This window comes from Pseudomonas sp. NMI760_13, from assembly GCF_021283245.1.
In the GTDB taxonomy this organism is placed as follows: domain Bacteria; phylum Pseudomonadota; class Gammaproteobacteria; order Pseudomonadales; family Pseudomonadaceae; genus Aquipseudomonas; species Aquipseudomonas peradeniyensis.
In genome coordinates this window covers 16,269-39,898 of record NZ_JAJSRC010000017.1, presented here as the reverse complement: position 1 = coordinate 39,898, position 23,630 = coordinate 16,269, and the positions used below count along the sequence as shown (strand labels likewise).

The 23,630-nt window shown below is 65.5% G+C and carries 23 protein-coding genes and 1 tRNA gene; 12 read left to right on the top strand and 12 right to left on the bottom strand.

Translation table 11 applies throughout. The features are described 5' to 3' along the window. Window positions 1-30: 30 nt before the first annotated feature. Both LU671_RS17815 and LU671_RS17810 read right to left on the bottom strand, forming a co-directional pair. Window positions 31-750, bottom strand: a complete 720-nt coding sequence (locus LU671_RS17815; RefSeq protein ID WP_203647590.1) for a lysophospholipid acyltransferase family protein — start codon at window positions 748-750, stop codon at window positions 31-33. Window positions 751-942: 192 nt separating this feature from the next. Continuing rightward, complete coding sequence (locus LU671_RS17810) at window positions 943-1,632, bottom strand: crotonase/enoyl-CoA hydratase family protein (RefSeq protein WP_203647589.1); 690 nt, start codon at window positions 1,630-1,632, stop codon at window positions 943-945. 290 nt (window positions 1,633-1,922) lie between these two features. Between LU671_RS17810 and LU671_RS17805 the strand changes: the two genes are divergently transcribed. Next, a tRNA-Ser gene (locus LU671_RS17805) sits at window positions 1,923-2,012 on the top strand. Between the two features lie 373 nt (window positions 2,013-2,385). On the opposite strand, the gene LU671_RS17800 is transcribed toward LU671_RS17805, so the two are convergent. Both LU671_RS17800 and LU671_RS17795 read right to left on the bottom strand, forming a co-directional pair. Continuing rightward, the gene (locus LU671_RS17800) at window positions 2,386-4,518 is read right to left on the bottom strand and encodes a TonB-dependent siderophore receptor (RefSeq protein ID WP_203647588.1); all 2,133 of its coding nucleotides are present in this window, start codon (window positions 4,516-4,518) and stop codon (window positions 2,386-2,388) included. Between the two features lie 407 nt (window positions 4,519-4,925). Next, a complete protein-coding gene (locus tag LU671_RS17795; RefSeq protein WP_186712839.1) occupies window positions 4,926-5,303 on the bottom strand; it encodes a hypothetical protein in 378 nt (125 codons plus the stop codon). 441 nt (window positions 5,304-5,744) lie between these two features. On the opposite strand from LU671_RS17795, the gene LU671_RS17790 reads away from it, so the two are divergent. Genes LU671_RS17790 through LU671_RS17770 form a run of 5 tightly spaced genes read left to right on the top strand, consistent with a single transcriptional unit; the run spans window position 5,745 to window position 12,051 of the window. Then, window positions 5,745-7,202: a serralysin family metalloprotease gene (locus LU671_RS17790; protein WP_203647587.1), complete on the top strand. Its 1,458-nt coding sequence runs from the start codon at window positions 5,745-5,747 to the stop codon at window positions 7,200-7,202. Window positions 7,203-7,255: 53 nt separating this feature from the next. Continuing rightward, on the top strand, window positions 7,256-7,633 hold the full coding sequence (locus LU671_RS17785; protein ID WP_232856403.1) for an AprI/Inh family metalloprotease inhibitor: 378 nt from the start codon (window positions 7,256-7,258) through the stop codon (window positions 7,631-7,633). A gap of 44 nt (window positions 7,634-7,677) precedes the next feature. Next, window positions 7,678-9,399, top strand: coding sequence for a type I secretion system permease/ATPase (locus tag LU671_RS17780; RefSeq protein WP_232856402.1), 1,722 nt, complete (start codon window positions 7,678-7,680; stop codon window positions 9,397-9,399). Then, window positions 9,396-10,688 (top strand): HlyD family type I secretion periplasmic adaptor subunit, encoded by a 1,293-nt coding sequence (locus LU671_RS17775; RefSeq protein WP_203647584.1) that lies wholly within the window; start codon window positions 9,396-9,398, stop codon window positions 10,686-10,688. The genes LU671_RS17780 and LU671_RS17775 overlap by 4 nt, the downstream gene beginning before the upstream one ends. Before the next feature lie 10 nt (window positions 10,689-10,698). After that, window positions 10,699-12,051, top strand: a complete 1,353-nt coding sequence (locus LU671_RS17770; RefSeq protein ID WP_442964137.1) for a TolC family outer membrane protein — start codon at window positions 10,699-10,701, stop codon at window positions 12,049-12,051. A 131-nt stretch (window positions 12,052-12,182) separates the two neighbouring features. On the opposite strand, the gene LU671_RS17765 is transcribed toward LU671_RS17770, so the two are convergent. Then, window positions 12,183-13,382, bottom strand: a complete 1,200-nt coding sequence (locus tag LU671_RS17765; protein WP_232856401.1) for an MFS transporter — start codon at window positions 13,380-13,382, stop codon at window positions 12,183-12,185. Between the two features lie 108 nt (window positions 13,383-13,490). Here LU671_RS17765 and LU671_RS17760 point away from each other — a divergent pair, with 108 nt between their 5' ends. Further along, complete coding sequence (locus LU671_RS17760) at window positions 13,491-14,369, top strand: LysR family transcriptional regulator (RefSeq protein ID WP_203647582.1); 879 nt, start codon at window positions 13,491-13,493, stop codon at window positions 14,367-14,369. 138 nt (window positions 14,370-14,507) lie between these two features. On the opposite strand, the gene LU671_RS17755 is transcribed toward LU671_RS17760, so the two are convergent. Next, entirely contained in the window at window positions 14,508-15,257 is a 750-nt protein-coding gene (locus LU671_RS17755) for a 3-oxoacyl-ACP reductase family protein (RefSeq protein WP_110736651.1), read from the bottom strand. A 125-nt stretch (window positions 15,258-15,382) separates the two neighbouring features. Here LU671_RS17755 and LU671_RS17750 point away from each other — a divergent pair, with 125 nt between their 5' ends. Continuing rightward, the gene (locus tag LU671_RS17750; RefSeq protein WP_232856448.1) at window positions 15,383-16,315 is read left to right on the top strand and encodes a LysR family transcriptional regulator; all 933 of its coding nucleotides are present in this window, start codon (window positions 15,383-15,385) and stop codon (window positions 16,313-16,315) included. A 127-nt stretch (window positions 16,316-16,442) separates the two neighbouring features. On the opposite strand, the gene LU671_RS17745 is transcribed toward LU671_RS17750, so the two are convergent. Both LU671_RS17745 and LU671_RS17740 read right to left on the bottom strand, forming a co-directional pair. Continuing rightward, entirely contained in the window at window positions 16,443-16,925 is a 483-nt protein-coding gene (locus LU671_RS17745) for a GreA/GreB family elongation factor (protein WP_232856400.1), read from the bottom strand. Window positions 16,926-16,927: 2 nt separating this feature from the next. Further along, entirely contained in the window at window positions 16,928-17,326 is a 399-nt protein-coding gene (locus LU671_RS17740; RefSeq protein WP_110736656.1) for a hypothetical protein, read from the bottom strand. Between the two features lie 133 nt (window positions 17,327-17,459). Between LU671_RS17740 and earP the strand changes: the two genes are divergently transcribed. Both earP and efp read left to right on the top strand, forming a co-directional pair. Further along, window positions 17,460-18,593 carry an elongation factor P maturation arginine rhamnosyltransferase EarP gene (gene earP / locus LU671_RS17735; RefSeq protein ID WP_232856399.1) on the top strand — a complete coding sequence of 378 codons (1,134 nt, stop codon included), beginning with the start codon at window positions 17,460-17,462 and terminating at the stop codon, window positions 18,591-18,593. 48 nt (window positions 18,594-18,641) lie between these two features. Continuing rightward, on the top strand, window positions 18,642-19,211 hold the full coding sequence (gene efp / locus LU671_RS17730; protein ID WP_060483780.1) for an elongation factor P: 570 nt from the start codon (window positions 18,642-18,644) through the stop codon (window positions 19,209-19,211). Between the two features lie 214 nt (window positions 19,212-19,425). Here efp and LU671_RS17725 read toward each other — a convergent pair whose 3' ends face one another. The 3 genes from LU671_RS17725 to LU671_RS17715 form a co-directional block, all read right to left on the bottom strand. Continuing rightward, the gene (locus tag LU671_RS17725) at window positions 19,426-19,854 is read right to left on the bottom strand and encodes an organic hydroperoxide resistance protein (RefSeq protein WP_023632623.1); all 429 of its coding nucleotides are present in this window, start codon (window positions 19,852-19,854) and stop codon (window positions 19,426-19,428) included. Between the two features lie 130 nt (window positions 19,855-19,984). Continuing rightward, entirely contained in the window at window positions 19,985-20,440 is a 456-nt protein-coding gene (locus LU671_RS17720) for a MarR family winged helix-turn-helix transcriptional regulator (protein ID WP_203647579.1), read from the bottom strand. A gap of 55 nt (window positions 20,441-20,495) precedes the next feature. Further along, the gene (locus LU671_RS17715) at window positions 20,496-21,452 is read right to left on the bottom strand and encodes a LysR family transcriptional regulator (protein ID WP_232856398.1); all 957 of its coding nucleotides are present in this window, start codon (window positions 21,450-21,452) and stop codon (window positions 20,496-20,498) included. Window positions 21,453-21,569: 117 nt separating this feature from the next. Between LU671_RS17715 and LU671_RS17710 the strand changes: the two genes are divergently transcribed. Then, the gene (locus LU671_RS17710) at window positions 21,570-22,319 is read left to right on the top strand and encodes a sulfite exporter TauE/SafE family protein (protein WP_203647577.1); all 750 of its coding nucleotides are present in this window, start codon (window positions 21,570-21,572) and stop codon (window positions 22,317-22,319) included. 66 nt (window positions 22,320-22,385) lie between these two features. Here the strand turns inward: LU671_RS17710 and LU671_RS17705 are convergent, their stop codons facing one another. Continuing rightward, the gene (locus LU671_RS17705; RefSeq protein ID WP_028691732.1) at window positions 22,386-23,237 is read right to left on the bottom strand and encodes a LysR substrate-binding domain-containing protein; all 852 of its coding nucleotides are present in this window, start codon (window positions 23,235-23,237) and stop codon (window positions 22,386-22,388) included. Between the two features lie 96 nt (window positions 23,238-23,333). Between LU671_RS17705 and LU671_RS17700 the strand changes: the two genes are divergently transcribed. Continuing rightward, window positions 23,334-23,552 (top strand): DUF1127 domain-containing protein, encoded by a 219-nt coding sequence (locus tag LU671_RS17700; RefSeq protein ID WP_028691731.1) that lies wholly within the window; start codon window positions 23,334-23,336, stop codon window positions 23,550-23,552. Window positions 23,553-23,630: the final 78 nt, after the last annotated feature.

The following is a 23,630-nucleotide window of genomic DNA, read 5'->3' as shown; positions in this document are numbered from 1 at the left end:
GTCGCGGCACGGGGCAAGTCCGCACGCCGATCAGGGCGCGGTGAGCTCGCTTTCCATATGGTCGATGCAATGCTGCATCTGGCTGCGGCATTGCTCGATCAGCGCGGGCAGGTCCTGCTGGGTCAGGCCCGCGGTGGCGATGGGGGCCAGCGAGCGAATCACCACGGTGCGCTGGCGCCAGCTGTTCAGGCCCAGGCGCTGGGTGTAGCGGCTGACGCACACCGGCACGATCGGCACGCCGGCCTCGATGGCCATGTGGAAAGCGCCCTTCTTGAATGCCAGCAACTGCTCGCCGGGGTTGCGCGTGCCTTCGGGGAAGATCCAGATCGAGGTGTCGTCGCGCAGGGTCCGGGTGGTGGTCTGCATGGCCTTGCGCGCCTGGTAGGCGTTCTTGCGGTCGATCAGCACATTGCCGCCCAGCCAGAACAGCTGGCCGAACAGCGGGACCCAGCCCAGGCTCTTCTTGCCGATGGCCACGGTGCGGCGCGGCACCACCTGGCCGATGATGAACAGGTCGTAGTTGGATTGGTGGTTGGCGATGATCACGCAGCCAGGGGGCTGGTCCCACAGCGGGCCGACCTCGGCCTTGACCTTGATGCGCATGAGCCAGGCGGCCGGCACGCTGTACAGGCGGGCGAACAGGCGGCTGTTATCGGGGTTGAACGGACGCAGCAGGCCGATCACCAGACCGACGACACCCACGAGCAGGAAGTGCAGCGCCAACAGGAGCATGCGAAGCATATAAAGCATGGTACGACTCACACCGGACAGTCGCGGCGCAGTGTACGGATGTGCACTGTCAGGGGCAAATGCTCGACAAATGTCAGGCAGGCCCTTGTAGGAGCGGGCTTGTCCCGCGAACACAAGAGACGCGGTGCGTGCCACCGGCTTCGCCGGTGTTCGCGGGACAAGCCCGCTCCTACAGAGAAGTAGACTCGGCAATCAGCCCAGGTGGTTCTGATCCGCCAGGATCGCCTCGTCCAGCGCCTCCAGCAGCGCCTTGCGCACTTTGAGCTTGGTGTTCTTGTGCGCCAGCATGTTCAGTTTCTTCATTTCGCGGGCCGCGGCCAGGGCGGTTTCCAGCAACTGCTCGGCAGGCACCACCTTGTCGAGGAAGCCGGCTTCACGGGCGCCCTGCGGATCGAATACCTCGGCATTGTTCACCGAGCGCTGGAAGGCCGCACGGCCCAGGCGGTCACGGGCCAGTTCGATACCGGCATGGTGCATGGTCATGCCGATCTGCACTTCGTTCAGGCAGATCTTGTAGGGGCCTTCGACCCCGATGCGGTAGTCACCCGACAGCAGCAGGAAGGCGCCCTTGGCCACGGCATTGCCGGGGCAGGCGACGATCACCGGGAAGGGGTGCGACAGCAGGCGACGGGCCAGGGTGGAGCCGGCGGTGACCAGGCCGACGGCCTCCTTGGGGCCGGCGGTCATCACCTTGAGGTCGTAGCCGCCAGAGAGAATGCCCGGCTGGCCGGTGATGATCACCACCGCGCGCTCCTCGACGGCGCGGTCGAGCGCGGCATTAAAGGCTTTGATGACATCCGGGGAGATGGCGTTGACCTTGCCGTTGTTCAGGGTCAGGGTGGCGATGCCGTCTTCGGCGTGGTAGGTAATCAGCTCGCTCATGGCAGAGTCCTTTGGAGGGCGTGGCGGTGACGTTACCCAGCGGCACCGGCCAGGTAAAGCGCCAAGACTGACTGGTCAGTCAGCGGCGGGAGCTTGTGCCTTGTGCCATCGGGGCAGCGGCGCGAGGGGCGGGAAAAGCGCTGGGCACAATGGCAGCATTGCCCTGATTGCCCCGGTATTTCGGTCGATTGGCTTAAGCGCATGAAAATTCTGAAAAAAATGCTTGCCAAAGGAAAAGGCTTCTACTAAATTAGCGCGCCTCGACAGGCTGAATAGCTTGAAGAGAAAACGGTGAAGTGTCCGAGTGGTCGAAGGAGCACGCCTGGAAAGTGTGTATACGAGAAATCGTATCAAGGGTTCAAATCCCTTCTTCACCGCCACATTCTACGAGAAGCCCCCGAATCGAAAGGTTCGGGGGCTTTTTGTTTGTCTCGCGTTTTTGTTGAAGCCCTGATCGCGGGGCAAGCCCGCTCCCGCGCTGCCCCAGTCAAATCAAAGAATTATGTTTTGTTCCATGAGAGATTGCCCAGCCCTTTGGGGCTGCGCTGTCGCGCAGGGAGCTGAGTTCGCGGGTAGCCCGCGCTCCCTGTGGGAGCGGGTTTATCGGACCGCCGCACCGCCGCGAACACCGGCAGAGCCGGTGCCAGGCACCGTGTTGGATTCTTCGCGGCTAAAGCCGCTCCTACAGGGCCTAGCTAAATCAATGAGTTACGGTTTTTTCCATGAGAGCGGGCTTGCCCCGCGATGGCGCTGTCAGAAACTGACGGAAGCCGACAGCCGTGCCGTGCGCGGCGCCCCCTGGAACAGGTAGTTGTCGCCCAGGTAGTCGCCCACGTCGCGCCAGTAGCGCTTGTCGAAGACGTTGTCCACGGTCAGGCGCAGCACGGTGTCGTAGCCGCCGATGGTCGTGCGGTAGCGGCTGCCGACGTCGAACACGGTATAACCGCCGACTTCTGCGTCGCCAGTGTGGCTGGCGTACTTACTGGCGCTGTAGCGGGCGCCGCCGAGCAGGGCCAGGCCAGGGACGGGCAGGGCGTAGTCGGCCTGCAGCGCCGCGCGCAGGCGCGGGACGTTGATTGCCTGGTGACCTTCGTAGGCGTCGGTGTCGCTGTTCTGCACGCGGGCGCGGATCGCTGCGGCGCTGGCCTGGATCTGCAGGTTGGAGGTCACCCAGCCGCTGGCGCCGAGTTCGAGACCGGTATTTTTCTGCTGGCCCGATTGCACGTAGGTCGGCGCTGGGGTTCCGTCGGGGCGGGCATATTGATAGGCCTGGCGGATCTGGAACAGCGCCGCGCTGAAGCTCATACCCTGCCAATCGCGCTTGATGCCGACTTCGAGCTGGCGCGACAGGGTCGGAGCGAGGATCTCGGCGGCGTTGCTGGCGAACCAGGGCGCAGTGCCGCCTGCGGAAAGGCCTTTCGAGTAACTGGCGTAGAGCGTGGTATCGGACTGCGGCTTGTAGATCAGTGCCGCATTGGGCAGCAACTGGTACTGCTGGGTATGCCGTCCGGCGACACCATTCTCGTTCCAGGTCTTCTCGTCCAACCGGACCTCCCGGGCACCGATCACCGTCTGCCAGTGCTCGTTGAAGGTGATGCGGTCGCTGAAGAACAGGCCGTACTGGCGGCTGTCGAGGCGGCGCTCGCTGGCGCCGATCGGTTTGCCGGAAGGTGCGTAGGCTGGCGCATTGGTGTTGATATTGCCGCTGCCGATCCATTCGTTGTAGTACGGGCGCTGATCGAGCGTGCGGCGTTGCGCGCTGGTACCCACGGTCAGCTCATGGCTCACGCCCAGGGCGTCGAAGCGTCCATCGAGTGTGGCCTGTGCCTCGTCGATCCGCCGGGTGTCGTCGGGACTGCGGAAATCGTAGATGTCGTAGTCGCCGTTGCTGCCGAAGAAGGCACCTTCGCTCGAACCCCAGGCAAAGGCACTGTAGTCGTCGATCACCACCTTGCTGCGCGAAGCGCTCAAGGTGCCGTTCCAGTTGTCGTTGAACTGATACTTGAAGCGCCCGCCCAGGTTCAGCGAGTCGTTCTGCACCGGCTTGGCCCAGGACTGCCAGGCCAGGTGATCCTTGGGGTCGACGTTGTGGGGCAACTGCTTGCCGCCGAGCAGTTGGTAACCTGGTACCGAATATTGCTCACGGTGCTGGTATTCAGCGTCCAGCTCCAGCACGGCATTCGGGTTGATCTGCCAGTCGAGCGCCAGGGAGGCGAAATCCCGCTTGCCGTCGGCGTGGTCGACATAGGAGCGGATGTCCTCGTGGGCCAGGTTGACCCGCAGACCGAACTGGCGCTCGGCGCCGAACCAGCCGCCCAGGTCGGTGGCCAGGTAGCGTTCGCCCTGCTCGTTGCTCGAAACCGTGACCGAGCGCACGTCCTCGGCACGCTTGGTCACATAGTTGACCAGCCCGCCGGGCTCCGACACGCCGCTCTGCAGCCCCGACAGCCCCTTGAGCAGCTCCACCTGCTGCTTGTTCTCCAGCGCCACGTTCTGCTCGCCGGCGATGGTCTGGCCGTTGATCCGGTAGCTGCTGGCGGCATTGAGCTCGAAGCCGCGCACGTTGAAGTTCTCGTAGTAGCCGATCGGCGCGTAGCTTTCGCCCACCGAGGCATCGCTTTGCAGCACTTCGCTCAGCTTGCGCACCTGGCGGTCGTCCAGCAGCTGGCGGCTGAACACGCTGACCGAGGCCGGGGTGTCGAGCAGCGGCGCGCTGTGCAGGCCGCCGACCTGGGCTTCGCGTGCCTGGTAGCCGCTGTTGTCCTGAACTTCGGAGATGCGCACCGGGGCCAGGGTCACGCTGTCCTCGGCCAGGCCCTGGCCAGTGTGCAGGGCAAGGCCCAGGCCGAGCAGGCCAAGGGGCAGGCGGGGGCGAAGCGGGGTCATGCAAGGCTCCTTGAAAAGTGGACGCGCCGTTATCGCTCGGCAGCTGTCGGGCAGGCAAAAGGGCGCCATGGTAGCAGGCTGCCAGGGGAGGGATTCGAGGTTTCAGGGGAAACGTTCGTATGGCTGATGCAAGCCCGCTCTCATGGAACAAAACATAATTCTTTGATTTGACTGGGGCAGCGTGGGAGCGGGCTTGCCCCGCGATGCGGCGTTTGGCACCGGCTTCGCCGGTGATCGCGGGGCAAGTCGCATCGGCGCACCGCCGCTCCCACGCTGGAACCTTGTTCCCTGCGCGACAGCGCAGCCCGGAAGGCTGTGTGATCTCCTACAGATGCATCTGCCCCTGTTGGAGCCGGCTTGCCGGTAATCGGGCTTGTAATGTCAGAACGAACGAAGCGGCCGTTGATTCAGGCCGCCGCCGGCCGCTGGTGCCGGCGCCAGTTGTCGTCGATCTTCGACCAGGTCTTGCCGTCGGTGATGGCCAGCAGCTTGCGGCCATCCTTGAAGGTGGCGAGGAAGGTGACTTCCTCCTCCTTGCCGCCCAGCAGCAGGCCAGCCAGCAGGCCGACCGGGCCGGCCACCAGGGCGCCGGCCACGCCCCAGCCCAGGGCGCCACCGAGGCTGCGGGTCGATTCGAGGTTGGCCAGCTTCAGGTCCTTGATCCGCGCCAGCGAAATGCGCTCGCCGGGCGAGGGGCTGCGCGGGGTCTTGAGAGTGAGCGCTCCATTGCGATACTCGCCTTCACCTTGCAAGAAATCGCCGGATTGCACCGTGAGTCTTGTCATTGCGTCGTCCTGTCAGGAAGGGGTCGTTGACCAACGCCTACTGAGCGCTTGCCACGCCGGCAAGTCAACGAGCAGGCGACGGAGGGTCGTGTGGCGGGTTGTCGCGCAGTAAAGCGCATAGACGAGCGAGCGGTGGCGCTCAACAAGTGAAAGTCGCATTTTCGAAAGTAAACTTCGAACCGTTGTCTATAACTGTCATGGGGCATGACTGTAACTAATGCTTATCGCTGGCGCCGTTGATCCATCGCAGTTTGCGCAAATTAGTACGGCGCAGTTTAATTTTCGAAAACGAAAAAATGACGTCAAAAAACGCTGGACATCAAGTTTCAATGTGTGTCAGTTTTTTTGCGCCTCATAAAGGCGAGTGACAGGAAGTTCTCGCCCGGTGGGAGAACCCTGTCGGACATCAACTGCTTTTTTGTACACAAGGAAGTAATCTGCATGTCGAAAGTCAAAGAAAACGCCATTGTTTCCGCCGTTTCCGCACTGCAACCGAAGGGCCCAAGTTCTTCCTTCGGCCTGATCGACAGCTTTGCCCACCAGTACGACCGCGGCGGCGCGAACATCAATGGCAAGAAGTCCTTCACGGCCGACCAGGCCGCCGATCACATCCTGCGTGACGGCGCTTCCTGGAAAGACCTGAACAAGGACGGCACGATCAGCCTCACCTACACCTTCCTGACCAAGGCACCGGCGGACTTCTACAGCCGCGGACTGGGCACCTTCAGCCAGTTCAGCGACCTGCAGAAGCAACAAGCCAAGCTGTCCATGCAGTCCTGGGCGGACGTGGCCAAGGTCACCTTCACCGAGGCGGCATCGGGTGGCGATGGCCACATGACCTACGGCAACTTCAGCGCCAGCAACGGCGGCGCGGCATTCGCCTACCTGCCGTTCGACGGCCCGGGCTCGCACAAGGGTGAATCCTGGTACCTGATCAACAGCGGCTACCAGGTCAACATCAACCCGGGCACCGGCAACTACGGTCGTCAGACCCTGACCCACGAGATCGGTCACGTACTGGGCCTGTCCCACCCTGGCGACTACAACGCCGGCGAGGGCAACCCGACCTACCGTGATGCCGACTACGCCCAGGACACCCGTGGCTACAGCATCATGAGCTACTGGAGCGAGAGCAACAACGGCCAGAACTTCATCAAGGGTGGCGGTCAGTACTACGCCTCGGCCCCGCTGATGGACGACATCCTGGCGATCCAGAAGCTCTACGGCGCCAACTACGCCACCCGTGCCAATGACACCACCTACGGCTTCAACTCCACCGCTGATCGCGACTTCTACTCGGCCACCTCGGCCTCGTCGAAGCTGGTGTTCTCGGTGTGGGACGGTGGCGGCAACGACACCTTCGACTTCTCCGGGTTCACCCAGAACCAGAAGATCAACCTCAACGAAGCGTCGTTCTCCGACGTCGGCGGCATGGTCGGCAACGTCTCCATCGCCAAGGGCGTGACCATTGAAAACGCCTTCGGTGGCTCGGGCAACGACCTGCTGATCGGCAACGCGCTGGCCAACGTGCTCAAGGGTGGTGCCGGCAACGACATCATCTACGGCGGCGGCGGTGCCGACCAACTGTGGGGCGGCAGCGGCTCGGACACCTTCGTGTTCGCGGCTGTCAGCGACTCGACCAAGGCGGCGCCGGATCGCATCATGGACTTCACCTCGGGCGTGGACAAGATCGACCTGTCGGCCATCTCCGCGTTCGCCGTGAACAAGCTGCCGCTGCAGTTCGTCAACGCCTTTACCGGTCATGCCGGCGAGGCGCTGCTGACCTACGACCAGGCCACCAACCTGGGCAGCCTGTCCATCGACTTCACCGGAAACAGCTCGGCTGACTTCCTGGTGACCACCGTTGGCCAGGCCGCTGTCACCGACATCGTGGTCTGATGCAACAGGGGGCGGCGCTCGCGCGTCGCCCCTTTTGCCGGTGAGGCGAACCAATGAAAGCAAACCTGAAAACGATCGCGCTGGCCGCGATCCCCATGGTGTCGATGACCGAGGTAGTCATGGCGAGCAGCCTGTTACTCCCCAACGCCGCGCAACTGGCCGGCCGTTGGCAGCTTTACCCCGAACAGCAGCAGACGCAGGCCTGCGACCTGCGTCTTGGCGCCACGGAAGGCGAAATCGAAGGTGACCTGGAGTGCGCCAAGGGGCTGATAGGCCTGCGCCCCGGCAGCTGGCTGGTGACCCCCGACACCCTGGCCCTGGTGGGCGGTGACGGCAGCAGCGTGGTGCATTTCAGCCGCGAAGGTGCCCAGCGCTACGCCTGGACCACCCCGGACGGCAAGCAACTGGTGCTCGAGCGCCTCGACAAATAATTCCCACCTGGAACTAAAAAGTTCCAGGCGAGCCAGGGCGAAACATGAAACTACCGAGCCAAAAGCCCGGGGCGCCTTTGTGGGCGGCACTCGGCGAACATAAGTCAACCTTGATCAGCGTGGGCTGTTTCACGGCATTGATCAACTTGCTCATGCTGGTGCCGTCGATTTATATGCTTCAAGTGTACGACCGTGTACTGAGTTCGCAGAGCACCACAACTTTGTGGGTGTTGACGTTGATGGTGGTCGGCTTCTTCGTTTATATAGGCGGGCTTGAAGCAGTCCGCAGTTTCATTGTCATCCGCGTGGGCAACCAGTTGGAGAAAAGTTTCAACTTGAAGGTCTACCGCGCCGCCTTCGAGCGCAACTTGCGCCAGCGCGACGGCGCCGCCGGGCAGGCCCTGGGCGATCTGACCCAGCTGCGCCAGTTCATCACCGGCCCCGCGCTGTTCGCCTTCTTCGATGCGCCCTGGTTCCCCATCTACCTGGCGGTGATCTTCGCCTTCAACGTCTGGCTGGGGGTGATGGCCACGGTCGGCGCGCTATTGCTGATCGCCCTGGCGATCCTCAACGAACGCCTCACCCATGCCACCCTGGCCGAGGCCAGTGGCTTCCAGCAGCAGTCGACGCAACTGGCCGGCAGCCAGCTGCAAAGCGCCGAGAGCATCCAGGCCATGGGCATGCTCGGTGCCCTGCGCCAGCGCTGGTACACCCTGCACGGGCGCTTCCTCGACCTGCAGAACAAGGCCAGCGACACCTCGGCGGTGATCACTGCCACCAGCAAGGGCCTGCGCCTGTGCCTGCAATCGCTGGTGCTGGGGCTGGGCGCACTGTTGGTGATCGAGGGGCAGATGACCCCGGGCATGATGATCGCCGGCTCCATCCTGATGGGCCGGGTACTCGCCCCGATCGACCAGCTGATCGCGGTATGGAAGCAGTGGAGCGGCGCGCAGCTGGCCTACCAGCGCCTGGATGTCCTGCTGCGCGAGCACCCCGAGCCGCCGACGCCGATGCCGCTGCCGGTGCCTACCGGACAACTGGCGGTGGAGCAGGTCAGCGCCGGCCCGCCCGGGCGCAACCTGGCCACCCTGCAGCAGGTGAACTTCGCCCTGGCACCGGGTGAACTGCTCGGCGTGCTGGGCGCTTCGGGCTCGGGCAAGTCGACCCTGGCCAAGGTGCTGGTCGGCGTGTGGCCGACGATGAGCGGCCATGTGCGCCTCGACGGCGCCGAGCTCAGTCAGTGGGATCGCGATGCCCTGGGCCCGCACATCGGCTACCTGCCGCAGAACATCGAGCTGCTGCGCGGCAGCATCGCCGAGAACATTGCCCGCTTCGGCGAGCTGGACGGCATCAAGGTGGTCGAGGCGGCCCGCCTGGCCGGCGTGCATGATTTGATCCTGCGCCTGCCCCAGGGCTACGACACGCGCCTGGGCGAGGAGGGCGTCGACCTCTCCGGTGGCCAGAAGCAGCGCATCGCCCTGGCCCGCGCCCTGTACGGCGATGCCCGGCTGATCGTGCTCGACGAACCCAACTCCAACCTCGACAGCCACGGCGAGGCCGCGCTGGCCAACGCCATCGTCCAGCTCAAGGCTCAGGGCCGCACCGTGGTGCTGGTGACCCACCGCAGCGCGGCGCTTGCCCAGGCCGACAAGCTGCTGGTGATGAACGAAGGGCGCATGCAGGGCTTCGGCCCGGCCCGCGACATCCTCCACGCCATGGGCCAGGCCCCGGCGCAACGCCCGCTGCAAGCCGGAGGTGGCGCATGAGCCAGCACACCCGTGATGCACGTTTCCATGTTCGCCTGGGGTGGTTGCTGACCCTGGTCGGTTTCGGCGGTTTCATGGCCTGGGCCAGCCTCGCCCCGCTCGACCAGGGCGTGCCGGTGCAGGGCACCGTGGTGGTGTCGGGCAAGCGCAAGGCGGTGCAGTCGATGGCCGCCGGCGTGGTCAGTCGCATTCTGGTCAGCGAAGGCCAGCAGGTACGCCAGGGCGAGCCGCTGTTCCGCCTCGACCGCACCCAGGTGCAGGCCGATGTCGACGCGCTGCAGGCCCAGTACCGCATGACCCGCGCCGCCCTGGCGCGCTGGCAGAGCGAGCGCGACAACCTGGGGCAGGTGCAGTTTCCCGCAGAGCTGCTGGAAGATTCCGACGCCCGCCTGGCACTGATTGTCGAAGGCCAGCGCCAGCTGTTCGACAGCCGCCGCCAGGCCCAGGCTCGCGAGCAGGGCGCCCTGGCCGCCAGCATCGACGGCTCCCAGGCCCAGCTGACCGGCATGCGCCGCGCGCGCAGCGACCTGCAGGCTCAGGCCGATTCGCTGCGCGAGCAGCTCGACAGCCTGCGCCCGCTGGCCGGCGACGGCTACATCCCGCGCAACCGCGTGCTCGAGTACCAGCGCCAGTTGTCGCAGGTGCAGCGCGACCTGGCGCAGAACGCCGGCGAGAGCGCGCGCCTGGAGCAGGTGATCGTCGAGTCCCGGCTCAACCTGCAACAGCGCCGCGAGGAGTACCAGAAGGAGGTGCGCACGCAACTGGCCGACGCTCAGGTCAAGGCCGCGACCCTGGAACAGCAGCTCAACTCCGCGCACTTCGAGTTGCAGCACAGCGAGATCCTGGCGCCGGCCGACGGCGTGGCGGTCAACCTCGGCGTACATACCGAAGGCGCCGTGGTGCGAGCTGGCGACACCCTGCTGGAAATCGTGCCCCAGGGCACCGCGCTGGAAGTGGAAGGGCGCCTGCCGGTGAACCTGGTGGACAAGGTGGCGCCGCAACTGCCGGTGGACATCCTGTTCACCGCCTTCAACCAGAACCGCACGCCACGGGTGACCGGGGAGGTGGCGCTGGTGTCGGCCGACCAGTTGATCGACGAGCGCAGCGGCCAGCCGTACTACGTGCTGCGCAGCACCGTCAGCGAAGAAGCGCTGGCGCGTCTCGAGGGGTTGGCAATCCGTCCGGGCATGCCTGCCGAGCTGTTCGTGCGTACCGGTGAGCGCTCGCTGCTCAACTACCTGTTCAAACCCCTGCTCGACCGTGCAGGTACCGCCTTGACCGAACAATAAGGACCGCCCAGTGAAGAAGTTCCCACTGACCGGGCTGCTGCTGGCCTGCGCCTGGCTGCCGACCATCGCCCTGGCCGGCATGGGGCCGTTCCAGGTGTACGAGCAGGCCCTGCGCCGCGACCCGACCTACCTCGCCGCCTTCAAGGCCCGCGAGGCTGGTCAGGAATACCGGGCCATCGGCCGCGCTGGCCTGCTGCCGAACATCTCGTACAGCTACAACAAGGGGCGCAACGATTCCGAGGTGCGCTACCTGGGGGATTCGCGGCGGCAAAAGGAAGACCGCAACTACAACAGCATGGGTTCGACCTTCATCCTCCAGCAGCCGCTGTTCGACTACGAGGCGTATTCGAGCTACCGCAAGGGTGTGGCCCAGGCGTTGTTCGCCGACGAAAGCTTCCGTGACCAGAGCCAGCAGTTGCTGGTGCGGGTGATGACCAACTACACCCAGGCGTTGTTCGCCCAGGACCAGATTGCCATCAGCGTGGCCAGCAAGCAGGCCTACCGCCAGCAGTTCCAGCAGAACCAGCGTCTGTTCGACGCCGGTGAAGGCACCCGCACCGACATCCTCGAAGCCCAGGCCCGCTACGAGCTGGCCGACGCCGAGGAGATCAAGGCGCGCAACGAGCAGGATGCCGCGCTGCGCGAGCTGGGCGCGTTGATCGGCGAGCCGGCGGTGCGGGTCGAGGACCTGGCGCCGCTGCGCCTGGGCTTCGCCCTGCCGGTGGTCGACCCCAGCGGCTACGAGGCGTGGCAGGAGCGGGCCCTGGCCAACAACCCACAACTGGCCTCGTCACGCCAGGCGCTGGAAGTGGCGCGTTACGAAGTCGAGCGCAACCGTGCCGGGCACCTGCCCAAGGTCACCGCGTTCGCCACCTCGCGGCGCCAGGAGTCGGACAGCGGCAACACCTACAACCAGCGCTACGACACCAACACCGTGGGTATCGAAGTCAGCGTGCCGATCTTCGCCGGGGGCGGCGTGCTGGCCTCGACCCGCCAGGCCAGCCGGCACCTGGAGCAGGCCGAGTACGAGCTTGATGGCAACACCCGCAGCGCGCTGATCGAGCTGCGCAGGCAGTACAACGCTTGCGAGTCCGGCGCCAGCCGCCTGCGCGCCTACGAACGGGCGCTGGTGGCGGCCGAAGCGCTGGTGGTCTCCACGCGCAAGAGCGTGCAGGGCGGCGAGCGGGTCAACCTGGACGTGCTCAACGCCGAGCAGCAGTTGGCCACTACCCGCCGCGACCTGGCCCAGGCGCGCTACGACTACCTGCTGGCTTGGATCAAACTGCATTACCAGGCCGGGGTGTTGAGCGAGACGCAGCTGGCGCGGGTGGATGAAGCGTTCATCGAGGGCACGTCAGGCTGACCAGACCATGCGCAAATCCCTGTAGGAGCGGCCTCGTGCCGCGAAAGGGGTGCGAAGCGCCCCCAGGATTCGAGCATCAAGCTGATACTGCCGGGGTCGCTACGCGGCCCTTTCGCGGCACGAGGCCGCTCCTACAGGGGGGACATCCCGGCGCTCAGGCGTTTCCCCCGCTTGCGCTCAGCCAACCCCCACACCACCAGCGCCAGCGCGCCGATCACCAGCCCGGCCACCACGATCCCGTCCCAGCCATGCACCTCGAACAGCTGCGTCCCCAGCAACGACCCCAGCGCCCCACCAATGAAGTAACAGGTGATATACCCGGCATTGAGCCGCGTACGCGCCTCCGGCCGCAGCACGATCACCGCGTTCTGGTTGCTCACGTGCACCAGCTGCACTGCCAGGTCGAGCAGCAGCACCCCCACCAGCAACGCCACCAGCGAGCTCTGCGCGAACCCCAGCGGTACCCACGACAGCAGCAGCGCCACCAGCCCCACGGTGGTGCCCAGCGGCCCCTTGCCTCGATCAGCCAGGCGCCCGGCCCAGTTGGCTGCCAGCGCACCGACCGCCCCGGCCAGGCCAAACAGGCCGATCACCGCGTCGGAATAGTGATAGGGCGCATCGCTCAGCAGGAACGCCAGCGGCGTCCAGAACAGCGCGAACAGGCTGAACGCCAGCAACCCCAGCAGCGAGCGCAGACGCAGTACCGGTTCCTCGGCGAACAGGCGAAACACCGAGCCGATCAGCGCCGGGTACTTGAGCCCTGCGTGGCTGTGGTGCCGCGGCAGGCTGCGGTAAAGAGCGAGGGCGCTGATTGCCATCAGCACCGCCGCCAGCACGTAGATGCTGCGCCAGCCACCCAGCTCGGCCATGAAGCCGGCGGCGGTGCGCGCCAGCAGGATGCCCAGCAACAGCCCGCTCATCAGCGTGCCCACGGCGCGGCCGCGTTGCTCCGGGGCGCTCAGGGCGGCGGCCATGGGCACCAATACCTGGGCCACCACCGAGAACAGCCCGGTCAGCGCGGTGCCGAACAGCAGCCACGGCAGGCTTGGCGCGCAGGCGCTGATCAGCAGCCCGGCGGTGGCGATCAGCACCATGGTGACGATCAGCCGGCGCTGCTCGAACAGGTCACCCAGCGGCGCCAGCAACAGCAGCCCGGCGCCGTAGCTGAGCTGGGCGGCGATGACGATGGTGCCGGCGCTGGCGGTGCTCAGGCCGAACTGTTGGGCGATGCTGTGCAGCAGCGGTTGGGCGTAGTAGTTGCTGGCCACGGCCAGGCCGGTGGCGGTGGCCATCAGCAGGATCAGGGCGCGGCCGAGAGTCGGGGTGTTCATGGGTTGTCTCGTTGCAGGCAAGGTTGTGTGGCGACAAGTATCAGGAAGTGTCTTGCATGACGCCAATGTATAGTTTTCAATTTATCCATCTTGAAAGCAGATAGATTGATGAACCTCAAGCAGCTCGAATACGCCCTGGCCGTGGCCGACACCGGCAGTTTCACCCGCGCCGCCGAGCGCTGCCATGTGGTGCAGTCGGCCCTCAGCCACCAGGTGGCGCGGCTGGAGGCACAGTTGGGGGTGAGCCTGTTCGAGCGCAGTTCGCGGCGCGTGCGCCTGACTCCGGCCGGCGAGGCCTTCGTGCTCAGCGCCCGGCCGGCGGTGGCGGCGGCGCGGCGGGTGGCCGAGGATGTCGCCGCCGCCTGCGGACAGGTGCGTGGACGCCTGTCGATCGGCGAGATCAGCTCGCTCACAGCGCTCGACCTGGTCGATCTGCTGGCGGTGTTCCATGAGCGTTATCCGGATGTGGACGTGCGCTGGTTGACCGCCAAGAGCGAGTTGCTGATGGCGGACGTCTGCGAACGGCGCCTGGACGTGGGTTTCATCGGCCTGTGGCAGGGCGAGGCGCTGCATGGCGTGCAGCATCGCCTGCTGGCGCGGGAGGAACTGGTGGCGGTGTTGCCGCCCGGCCATCGGCTGGCGGGCAGGGCGCGGCTGGCCCTGGCCGATCTGGCCGACGAGGTGCTGGTGGACTTTCCCGAGGGCACCGGGGCGCGCCGGCAGACCGATGAGGCGTTCCAGGCGGCGGGGTTGCAGCATCGGGTGCAGTTCGAGATTGGCCATATTCGCCTGGTGGAAAAGTTCGTCCAGCGCGCGATGGCGCTGGGGTTGGTGCCCGAGCGTGTCGCCCGGGGTTTTCAGGGGGTGGCCATGGTGCCGCTGGTGGATGCGCCGGTGCGGCATTTGTATGCGGTCTGGTCGCCGAGCCCCACGCCCGCGGCGCGGGCGTTCCTCGACGTCATGGAACAGAGCCTCCCGCCGACCTGATGCTCCCCTGTAGGAGCGGCCTTGCGCCGCGAAAGGGCTGCAAGGCAGCCCCAGGATCTCAGCGTCGACGCATGGATCGCAGGGGTCGCTGCGCGGCCCTTTCGCGGCACAAGGCCGCTCCTACAGGGGAATGGCACCTCAGGCCGCAAACCCACCATCGGCCAGCAGGCTCGCCCCGGTGATGTACCCTGCTTCAGGCCCCGCCAGGTAGGCAACAAAGCTGGCGATTTCATCCGCCTGCCCGTAGCGCCCGATGGCCATCAACGGAATCAGGCTCTCGGCGAACTCGCCGCTGGCCGGGTTCATGTCGGTGTCCACCGGCCCCGGCTGCACATTGTTGACGGTGATCCCCTGCGGCCCCAGGTCCCGGGCCAGGCCCTTGGTCAGGCCCACCAGCGCCGACTTGCTCATGGCATAGGGTGCGCCGCCGGCGAACGGCATGCGCTCGGCGTTGGTACTGCCGATGTTGATGATCCGTCCACCCTTGCCCATGTGCTTCACCGCTGCCTGGGTGGCCACGAACACGCTGCGCACGTTGATCGCCAGCAGGCGGTCGAAGTCGGCCAGGTCGAATTCGGCCACTGGCGCCACCGCCAGCACGCCGGCGTTGTTGACCAGGATATCGAGACCGCCGAAGGCCTTGGCGGTGTCGGCCACGGCCTGTTGCACGGCCTGGATGTCGGCGCTGTCGGCGCGCAGGGCCAGGGCCTGGCCGCCGGCGTTGTTGATTTCACCCGCCAGGGCTTCGGCGCTGGCGCTGGAACTGACATAGGTGAAGGCGACCTTGGCGCCGTCGCGGGCCAGGCGGCGGACGATGGCCGCGCCGATACCGCGGGAACCGCCCTGGACCAGGGCCACCTTACCGGTGAGGGGAAGTGCTTGGGACATGCTGATCTCCTGCAGTGAAGCAAGGCCGGATGCCTTGGGATGGACGCAGTATCGGCGCTCGATTACCTGTTGATAAGATGGCAATCGAGTTACTCAGAATAAACCAGGAGTTGATAATGGCCGTGATGGAATCCTTCAGCAGCCTGGAATGCTTTATTCGCAGCGCCGAAGTCGGCAGCTTTGCCGAGGCGGCCAGGCGCCTGTCGCTCACCCCGGCGGCGGTCGGCAAGAACGTCGCCCAGCTGGAGGCGCGGCTCGGTGTACGGTTGTTCCTGCGCAGCACGCGCAAGTTGACCCTGACCGAGGCCGGTCAGCGCTTTCTGGCCGAAGTGAGCGAGAGCTTTCGCACCATCCAGTACGCGGTGGCCAACCTCGCCAACTGCGAAGGGCATCCCTCGGGCGTGTTGCGGGTCAGCATGGGCACGGTATTCGGGCGCCTGTACGTGTTGCCGCTGCTGGGCGAGTTCCTGGCCCGTTTTCCGGCGGTGACGGCGGACTGGCACTTCGACAATCGCCAGGTCGACCTGATCGGCCAGGGCTTCGACGCCGCCATCGGTGGCGGCTTCGAACTGCCGCCGGGGGTGGTGGCGCGCAAGCTGACCCCGGCACACCGAGTGCTGGTCGCTTCGCCGGGCTACCTGCAACAGCACGGACCACTGAGCCGCCCGGAGCAGTTGCAGGCGTGCGCCGGCATCCTTATCCGCTCGCCGCAGACCGGCCGGGTGCGCAGTTGGCCGCTGACCAGTCGCTGGCAGGAGCAACAGCCGCTGCAACTGCCCCAGCGCCTGACCATGAGCGATTCAGACGCCGCCTGCGCGGTGGCCGAGCAAGGCCTGGGCATCGCCCTGGTCAGCCTGCCGTTCGCCTTGCCCTATCTGACTGCCGGGCGCCTGAGCCGGGTGTTGCCGGACTGGTACGTCGACGATGGGCACATCAGCCTGTACTACGCCGAGCGCAAGCTGTTGCCGGGTAAGACCCGGGCCTTCATCGATTTCGTGGTGGAGCAGTTCGCCGAGCAGGGGCTGGCGGGGCGGTTCGATGCGTTGCAGAGCCATTGATGGCCTATCGCGGGGCAAGCCCGCTCCCACGACGGCACTGCATCGAGCTCAGGAGTCACGGTCTTGCATGATGACTCAGGCTCCTGTGGGCTGCGTGGGAGCGGGCTTGCCCCGCGATGGCGCTCTATCAGGCGATATCGATGATGAACTGCACCTGCGCCACTCCAGCCACCACCAGGCTCACTTCGTCATCCAGCCGTTTGCCCAGCAACTGCTGCCCCAGTGGGGCGCGCGGCGTGATCACTGTCACCAGCCCATCCCCCTCACCAACCTTCAGCCCAGCCCCTTCCGGCCCGAGGAACAGCCGGCGCCGCTGGCCCGCTTCATCTTCCAGGGTCACCAGGCAGCCGATCTGGATCCCCCGCGCCGGGTCGTAATCGCGCAGCGCCAACTGCTGGTAGGTCAGCAACGCCTGGCGGATCTCGGCGGTGCGCCGCGCCTGCCCGGTGGCCAGGTACGACGCCTCCAGCCCCAGGGTGTCGTACTTGTTCTCGGCGATGTTCTCTTCGGCGGTGGCGGCCTCGTAGGCGGTCTGGGCGGCACGGCGCAGCACCTCCATGTCGAGCTCGAGGGTGGCGATGATGCATTGCAGCAGGCAGGCCTTGTCCATGGTCAGTAGCAGAACTCCAGCACGTTGGCCTGGCTCTTGTCGGTCGGCGCGGTGCGGTTCTGCTGCAGCCAGAACTGGCATTTGGGGCTGTTGAGGTTGCGCGGATTGCCCTGGGCGGCCTCGGCGGCCTGTTGCAGTTCCTGCTTGTGCAGGATGTCCTTGTAGTGCTCGAACATCTGCGCCTGGGCGTCGGCCGGTTGTGCTGGCGCGGCGGCAGGCGCAGGCTGGACCACGGCGGGGACGGCGGCCTCGACCAGTGGCTGCACCTGTGCCGGCCACAGGCGCAGGGCCAGCCACAAGCTCAGGGCGATGGCCACGGCGCCGAGCCACAGACCCAGGGCGACGCACAGCACCAGTTGCACGGGTCTGAGGGTGATCTTCAATTCGCGGGGGCGGGGCATGGCGGCCTCCTGGCAGGCGGTTCGAGGGACCATTCTCGCATGGCGCGAGAGGTTTTTTCAGCGCCGCGCTTTTGCTGACGGGCAAATATCCGCAAAATCCGCGGTCTTTTTTCGCAGGTAACGGAACGTGGCGATGAAAACCACCTGGGACATCTTCTGCACGGTCGTCGACAACTATGGCGACATCGGCGTCACCTGGCGCCTGGCGCGCCAGCTGGCGGCCGAGCACGACCTGGCGGTGCGCCTGTGGGTGGACGACCTGCAGGCTTTCGCGCGCCTGTGTCCGGACGCCGACAGCCAGGCCGGGCAGCAGTGGCGGCAAGGGGTCGAGGTACGCCACTGGCCTGTCACGTGGCAAGGGGCGGAGCCAGCCCAGGTGGTGGTAGGCGCCTTTGCTTGCCAACTGCCGGACGGCTACGTCGAGGCCATGGCCCGTCAGCCCACGCCGCCTTTGTGGCTGAACCTGGACTACCTCAGTGCCGAAGACTGGGTGGAGGGCTGCCATGGCTTGCCCTCGCCCCAGGCCAATGGGCTGCGCAAGTTCTTCTTCTTCCCGGGCTTCACCGAGAACACCGGTGGGTTGCTGCGTGAAGCCACCTTGCTACCGCGTTGCCAGGCGTTCCGGCAGTCGCCCGGCGAGCGGGCGAAGTTCCTGGCAGGATTGGCTGTGCATCCCCAGGAAGGGGCCCGGCTGATCTCGCTGTTCGCCTACGAGAACCCGCAGCTGGGCAACTGGCTCGATGTGCTGGCCGCCGATGTGCATCCCACCCATCTGCTGGTACCGCAGGGGCGCATCCTGGGAGACCTCGGCAGCTGGCTGGGCGTGGCTGACCTGCCCGTGGGCGCGCTGCATCGGCGCGGAGCCTTGACCGTGCAGGTGCTGCCTTTCGTCAGCCAGGAGGACTACGACCGGCTGCTGTGGAGCTGCGATTTCAACGCCGTGCGCGGCGAAGACTCGTTCGTGCGCGCGCAATGGGCTGGCGTGCCGATGCTCTGGCACATCTACATCCAGGAAGAGAACGCCCACTGGGAAAAGCTCGAGGCATTCCTCGCCCTTTATCGCCAAGGCTTGTCGGCCGCCGCCGGGCAGGCGCTGACCGAACTGTGGCGCGCCTGGAACATGGATCGCCCGATGGGCCAGGCCTGGCAGGCGCTGCAGCCGCACTGGGACGAAGTGCGCGAACATGCCCGCCAGTGGCAGGCCGCGCAGGCCGCTCGGCCGGACCTTGCTACGAGGCTGGTACAGTTTTACCGAAATTCGCTATGATACGCGGCCTCGATTTTTATAAATCCATCCAGATTCGGATACTTCGTAATGAAAACTGGTAAAGAACTGAAACCCGGTACCGTACTGCGGATCGACAACGACCCGTGGCTGGTTCAGAAAGCTGAGTTCACCAAGTCGGGCCGTAACAGCGCGATCATGAAGACCAAGCTGAAGAACCTGCTGACCGGCTACAAGACCGAAACCGTATACGGTGCGGACGACAAGCTGGACGACGTGATCCTGGATCGCAAAGAAGCGACCCTGTCGTTCATCAGCGGTGACTCGTACACCTTCATGGACACCACCGACTACACCATGTACGAACTGAACGCCGAAGACATCGACGCCGTTCTGCCGTACATCGAAGAAGGCATGGAAGACATCTGCGAAGCCGTGTTCTTCGAAGGCCGCCTGGTCTCGGTAGAACTGCCGACCACCATCAGCCGTCAGGTCGTCTACACCGAGAACGCCGCACGTGGCGACACCTCGGGCAAGGTCATGAAGCCTGCCAAGCTGAAGAACGGTACCGAGATCTCGGTTGCCGACTTCATCCAGATCGACGAGTGGATCGACATCGACACTCGCGACAACAGCTTCAAGGGCCGTTCCAAGAAGTAATCCTTCTTGCGATAAGCACAAAAAAACCCGGCCTCGGCCGGGTTTTTTTATGGCGGGTTGTCTGGCCCCTGTAGGAGCGGCCTTGCGCCGCGAAAGGGGCGCGAAGCGCCCCCGACCATGATTCAGGCAAACCGAAGAAGCTGCCCTCGTGCATTCCGGGACCGCTCTGCGGTCCTTTCGCGGCACGAGGCCGCTCCTACACATCGATCGTGTATCACACCGTCACATGCAACCGCACATCCACATTGCCGCGGGTGGCGTTGGAGTAAGGGCAGACCTTGTGCGCCTTCTCCACCAGCCCTTCGGCGTCGGCCTGGGCCAGGCCAGGCAGGTTGATGTGCAGGTCGATGTCCAGGCCGAAACCGCCCGGGATCTGGCCGATGCCGACCTTGGCGGTGATCGACGCATCCGCCGGCAGGGCCTTTTTCTCCTGGCCGGCGACGAATTTCAGCGCGCCGATGAAGCAGGCCGAGTAGCCGGCGGCGAACATCTGCTCGGGGTTGGTGCCGTCACCACCCGCGCCGCCCAGTTCCTTGGGGGTGCTCAGCTTGACTTCCAGCTTGCCGTCGCTGGAGCGGGATTTGCCATCACGACCACCGGTGGAAGTGGCTTCTGCGATGTACAGCGGAGTGACCTTTTGCATCTTGAGCCTCGCTTGGGTGCTGTGCGCCGTCGGCGCTGAGTGGGTATGGGCTTAACTTAGCGCGCAATTATTTAGTGCGCAAGTTAAATATTCGACCATTCATCCGAACAGCCATCTCACAGCTTAGACGTTAGAGGTTTTCTTGCAGCTGCGCACGCAGGGCGAGCAGGTCGGCCTGCAGCTTGCGCAGTTGCTCGGCGCTATGGCCGCTGGCCTGCAGAATGCACTGTGGCACGCGCTGGGCCTCGACCTGCAGGGCGCGGCCTTTGTCGGTCAGTTGCACCAGCACCACCCGTTCATCCTCGCGGCTGCGGCTGCGCTTGAGCAGGCCTTCGCTCTCAAGGCGCTTGAGCAGCGGCGTCAGCGAACCGGGGTCGGTGAGCAGGCGCTGGCTGATCTCGCCCACGGTCAGGCCGTCCTGTTCCCACAGGACCAGCATGGCCAGGTACTGCGGGTAGGTCAGGCCCAGCGCCTGCAGCAGGGGCTTGTAGACCTTGGTCATCAGCAACGAGGTCGAGTGCAGGGCGAAGCAGACCTGGTTGTCCAGCAGCAGCGCGTTGCAGGGGGCTTGGGTGTCGGCGTTCATGCAGGTCCTTGGAATCGGTAAGGGTTAAAATCTAGCACGCCAAAGCTTGGTGCGCTCATTGCCAGCGCAGCTCGCTTCTCAGCGCCAGGTCCCAGGGCGGCACCGGGCTGAAACGGCTCTTGAGAAATTCGAGCAGCAAGCGGCTGCGAGAGTTCGTTTCATGTTCCAGGCGCAGGGCATAGATGCCGCTGGTCTCAGGTTGCGGCAGGCCGTTGTCGCAGAACAGCGGGACCAGTTCGCCGCGCAGCAGGTAGTCGCTGATCAGCCAGGTCGGCAGGTGGGCGATGCCCAGGCCGGCCAGGGCGCCGAACAGCAGGGTCTCGGCGTTGTTGGCGGCCATGCGCATGCGCGCCGGACGGTACAGGCGGGTCTGGCCGTCGACCGCGAAACGCCAGGCGAACGGCGGGGCCAGCCCGTCCCAGTCGAGGCCGTCGTGCCCGGGCAGTTCGCTGGGGCAGGCCGGCACCCCGCGGCTGGCCAGGTACGCAGGGCTGGCACAGGCGATGCGCACCATGTAGGCCAGGGGCGTGGCCACCAGGCGGGTATCGGCCAGGGGGCCGGCGCGCAGCACCAGGTCCACTTCGCCCAGGTGGCTGCCATGCAGGTCGACGAAGCTGTCGATCAGACGCAACTGCACGTCGAGCCCGGGGTAGGCCACCAGGAAGTCAGCGATGGCCGGGGCCAGGTGACGACGGCCGAAGGCGGCCGGTGCGTCGATGCGGATCAAGCCTTCCGGGGCGTTGCTCAACGACACCGCCTCGGCGCGCGCCAGGCGCAGCTCTTCGATGATGCGCCGGGCTCGCTCGGCGAAGGCGTTGCCGGCCGGCGTCGGGCGCACGGCGTGGGTGCTGCGCGAAAACAGGCGGCTGCCCACCGCGCTTTCCAGGTTGTCGATGCGCCGCGCCACGGCGGAGGGCGTCAACGGGTGGCGCCGGGCGGCGGCGGAGAAACTGCCGGTTTCCAGCACGTCGAGGAACAGGCTGAGTTGTTCGGTAAGGATGTCGGGGCTCATGGCGGCTCGGTGCTTGTGCGAAATACGCAAAGCCATTGTGCGCTGCTGTGCGTTTCCCCGCCAGCCGTGACTGACTAGCATGCCCTCATTCTCTGAAAGCAGGCGGAAGAGGCGCTGATGATCGAGTGGGTGATGTATATCGTGCTGGGTGCCGCGCTCGGCACCCTGGGTGGGCTGTTCGGCATCGGCGGCGGGTTGATCGCCATTCCGGCGCTGGGCGTGCTGTTCGGCCTTGACCAACAGCTGGCCCAGGGCACCGCCCTGGTGATGGTGGTGCCCAACGTGTTGCTGGCGCTGTGGCGCTATCACCAGCGTAACCGCATCGAGCTGCGCCACGCGGTGCCGTTGTCGCTGTGCAGCTTTGTGTTCGCCTGGCTGGGGTCGATCTGGGCGGTGGGCATCGATGCCCAGTCGATGCGCCTGTACTTCGTCGGTTTCCTGGTGGCGCTGGCGATCTGGAACGTGGCGCGGATGTTTCTGCCGGTCAGGCCGCCGAGCAACCAACTGCGTTATCCGTGGCCCTGGCTGGGCGTGCTGGGCAGCTTCGCCGGGACCATGGGCGGGCTGTTCGGCGTGGGCGGGGCGGTGGTGGCCACACCGATCTTGACCTCGGTGTTCGGCACCACCCAAGTGGTGGCCCAGGGGTTATCGCTGGCGTTGGCGGCGCCTAGCACCATGGTGACCTTGCTGACCTATGGGCTGCACCAGAGTGTCGACTGGAGCATCGGGGTTCCGCTGGCTGTGGGTGGGTTGCTGAGCATCAGCTGGGGGGTGAAGCTGGCCCATGCGTTGCCGGAGAGGGTGTTACGCACGCTGTTCTGCGGGTTTTTGGTGGTGTGTGCGGTGATGCTTGGGTTCGAGCTCTAGATAGCCGGGGCCGCGTTGCGGCCCATCGCGGGACAAGCCCGCTCCTACAGGGGGCGGGCGGGATGCTTATTTGAACCCTTCGACGATGTACTCGGCCATGCAGTCGGTGATCGGCGAATGCTGCTGGTCGTTGCGCAGCAGCATCACATTGGCCATGTGCAACTGCGGCAGGCCGTCGTCCGCGCCGAGGATGCGCAGGTCGCCGCCGATCAGGCTCTGTAGCTGCGCGGTCACCGCCAGGCCGGCATGCACGATGGCGAAGATCGCCGCCAGGCTCGGGCTGGTGTAGGCGATGCGGTACTCGATGCCCTGGCGCTCCAGGGCGTTGCAGGTCCAGGCGCGGCAGAAACAGTCGGTGTTGAACAGTGCCAGCGGCATCGGCCGCTGCTCGTGGGGGCAGAAGCCCTTGGCCGCGGCCCACACCAGGCGCTCCTGGCGCAGCAGCTGGCCGACCTCGTTGCCCGGCTCGCGGGTGACGATGGTCAGGTCCAGGTCCTGGCGCAGCATCAGCTGCTTGGACGAGTCGCAGTGCACCTCGACATGGATCAACGGGTACGCCTGGGCGAAGCGGGTGAGGATGCCCGGCAGGTAGCGCATGGCGTAGTCGTCCGGGGTACCGATGCGCACCACGCCAACCATGTGCGGCATGCGCAGGGTGTTGAACACCTCGCCGTGCAGCTTGAGGATGCGCCGGGCATAGCCCAGCAGGACCTGGCCCTCGGCGGTGAGGCGCACCTGGCGGCCGTCGCGCTCGAACAGCTGGCGCTGCAGGATGTCCTCTTCCAGGCGCTTCATCTGCATGCTCACCGCCGACTGGGTGCGGTTGACCACCTCGCCGGCGCGGGTGAAGCCACCTTGCTCGGCGATGGCGACGAAGGTGCGCAGCACGTCCGCGTCGAGACTCTGATACTGGGACATGGCATCAATCTCCGAGATGCATGACATCAGAAACATTCGTTGGATTGATCTTAGGCCTGGGCAGAGACTGGAGCCATCCACAAGGAGGGCGTCAAGATGAAAGGTCATTTCAACGTTGCTCACCAGCCTGGGTCTACCCTCGGCCACCTGCTGCACGATGCCGGCGGGCGGCTGCTGCGCTGGTACGAGCTGCACCGCCAACGCGACGAACTGGCGCGCCTGAGCGATGCCACGCTGCACGACCTGGGGTTGTCGCGGGCGGATATCCAGCAGGAGGCCGACCGGCATTTCTGGGAGGATCCGTTGCGTAAATAGGCCGTGAAGGCTTTGCTGGCCTCTTCGCGGGTAAACCCGCTCCCACAGGTTCGCTGTTGTTCCCTGGTCAACGGTAAC

Bases quoted from the DNA above. Each gene is read 5' to 3' on its own strand.
- LU671_RS17745 (WP_232856400.1), bottom strand. From the start codon at position 16,925: ATGGACAAGGCCTGCCTGCTGCAATGCATCATCGCCACCCTCGAGCTC.
- LU671_RS17775 (WP_203647584.1), top strand. From the start codon at position 9,396: ATGAGCCAGCACACCCGTGATGCACGTTTCCATGTTCGCCTGGGGTGG.
- earP (WP_232856399.1), top strand. From the start codon at position 17,460: ATGAAAACCACCTGGGACATCTTCTGCACGGTCGTCGACAACTATGGC.
- LU671_RS17815 (WP_203647590.1), bottom strand. From the start codon at position 750: ATGCTTTATATGCTTCGCATGCTCCTGTTGGCGCTGCACTTCCTGCTC.
- efp (WP_060483780.1), top strand. From the start codon at position 18,642: ATGAAAACTGGTAAAGAACTGAAACCCGGTACCGTACTGCGGATCGAC.
- LU671_RS17800 (WP_203647588.1), bottom strand. From the start codon at position 4,518: ATGACCCCGCTTCGCCCCCGCCTGCCCCTTGGCCTGCTCGGCCTGGGC.
- LU671_RS17795 (WP_186712839.1), bottom strand. From the start codon at position 5,303: ATGACAAGACTCACGGTGCAATCCGGCGATTTCTTGCAAGGTGAAGGC.
- LU671_RS17720 (WP_203647579.1), bottom strand. From the start codon at position 20,440: ATGAACGCCGACACCCAAGCCCCCTGCAACGCGCTGCTGCTGGACAAC.
- LU671_RS17725 (WP_023632623.1), bottom strand. From the start codon at position 19,854: ATGCAAAAGGTCACTCCGCTGTACATCGCAGAAGCCACTTCCACCGGT.
- LU671_RS17780 (WP_232856402.1), top strand. From the start codon at position 7,678: ATGAAACTACCGAGCCAAAAGCCCGGGGCGCCTTTGTGGGCGGCACTC.
- LU671_RS17785 (WP_232856403.1), top strand. From the start codon at position 7,256: ATGAAAGCAAACCTGAAAACGATCGCGCTGGCCGCGATCCCCATGGTG.
- LU671_RS17810 (WP_203647589.1), bottom strand. From the start codon at position 1,632: ATGAGCGAGCTGATTACCTACCACGCCGAAGACGGCATCGCCACCCTG.
- LU671_RS17700 (WP_028691731.1), top strand. From the start codon at position 23,334: ATGAAAGGTCATTTCAACGTTGCTCACCAGCCTGGGTCTACCCTCGGC.
- LU671_RS17715 (WP_232856398.1), bottom strand. From the start codon at position 21,452: ATGAGCCCCGACATCCTTACCGAACAACTCAGCCTGTTCCTCGACGTG.
- LU671_RS17705 (WP_028691732.1), bottom strand. From the start codon at position 23,237: ATGTCCCAGTATCAGAGTCTCGACGCGGACGTGCTGCGCACCTTCGTC.
- LU671_RS17755 (WP_110736651.1), bottom strand. From the start codon at position 15,257: ATGTCCCAAGCACTTCCCCTCACCGGTAAGGTGGCCCTGGTCCAGGGC.
- LU671_RS17750 (WP_232856448.1), top strand. From the start codon at position 15,383: ATGGAATCCTTCAGCAGCCTGGAATGCTTTATTCGCAGCGCCGAAGTC.
- LU671_RS17765 (WP_232856401.1), bottom strand. From the start codon at position 13,382: ATGAACACCCCGACTCTCGGCCGCGCCCTGATCCTGCTGATGGCCACC.
- LU671_RS17710 (WP_203647577.1), top strand. From the start codon at position 21,570: ATGATCGAGTGGGTGATGTATATCGTGCTGGGTGCCGCGCTCGGCACC.
- LU671_RS17740 (WP_110736656.1), bottom strand. From the start codon at position 17,326: ATGCCCCGCCCCCGCGAATTGAAGATCACCCTCAGACCCGTGCAACTG.
- LU671_RS17760 (WP_203647582.1), top strand. From the start codon at position 13,491: ATGAACCTCAAGCAGCTCGAATACGCCCTGGCCGTGGCCGACACCGGC.
- LU671_RS17790 (WP_203647587.1), top strand. From the start codon at position 5,745: ATGTCGAAAGTCAAAGAAAACGCCATTGTTTCCGCCGTTTCCGCACTG.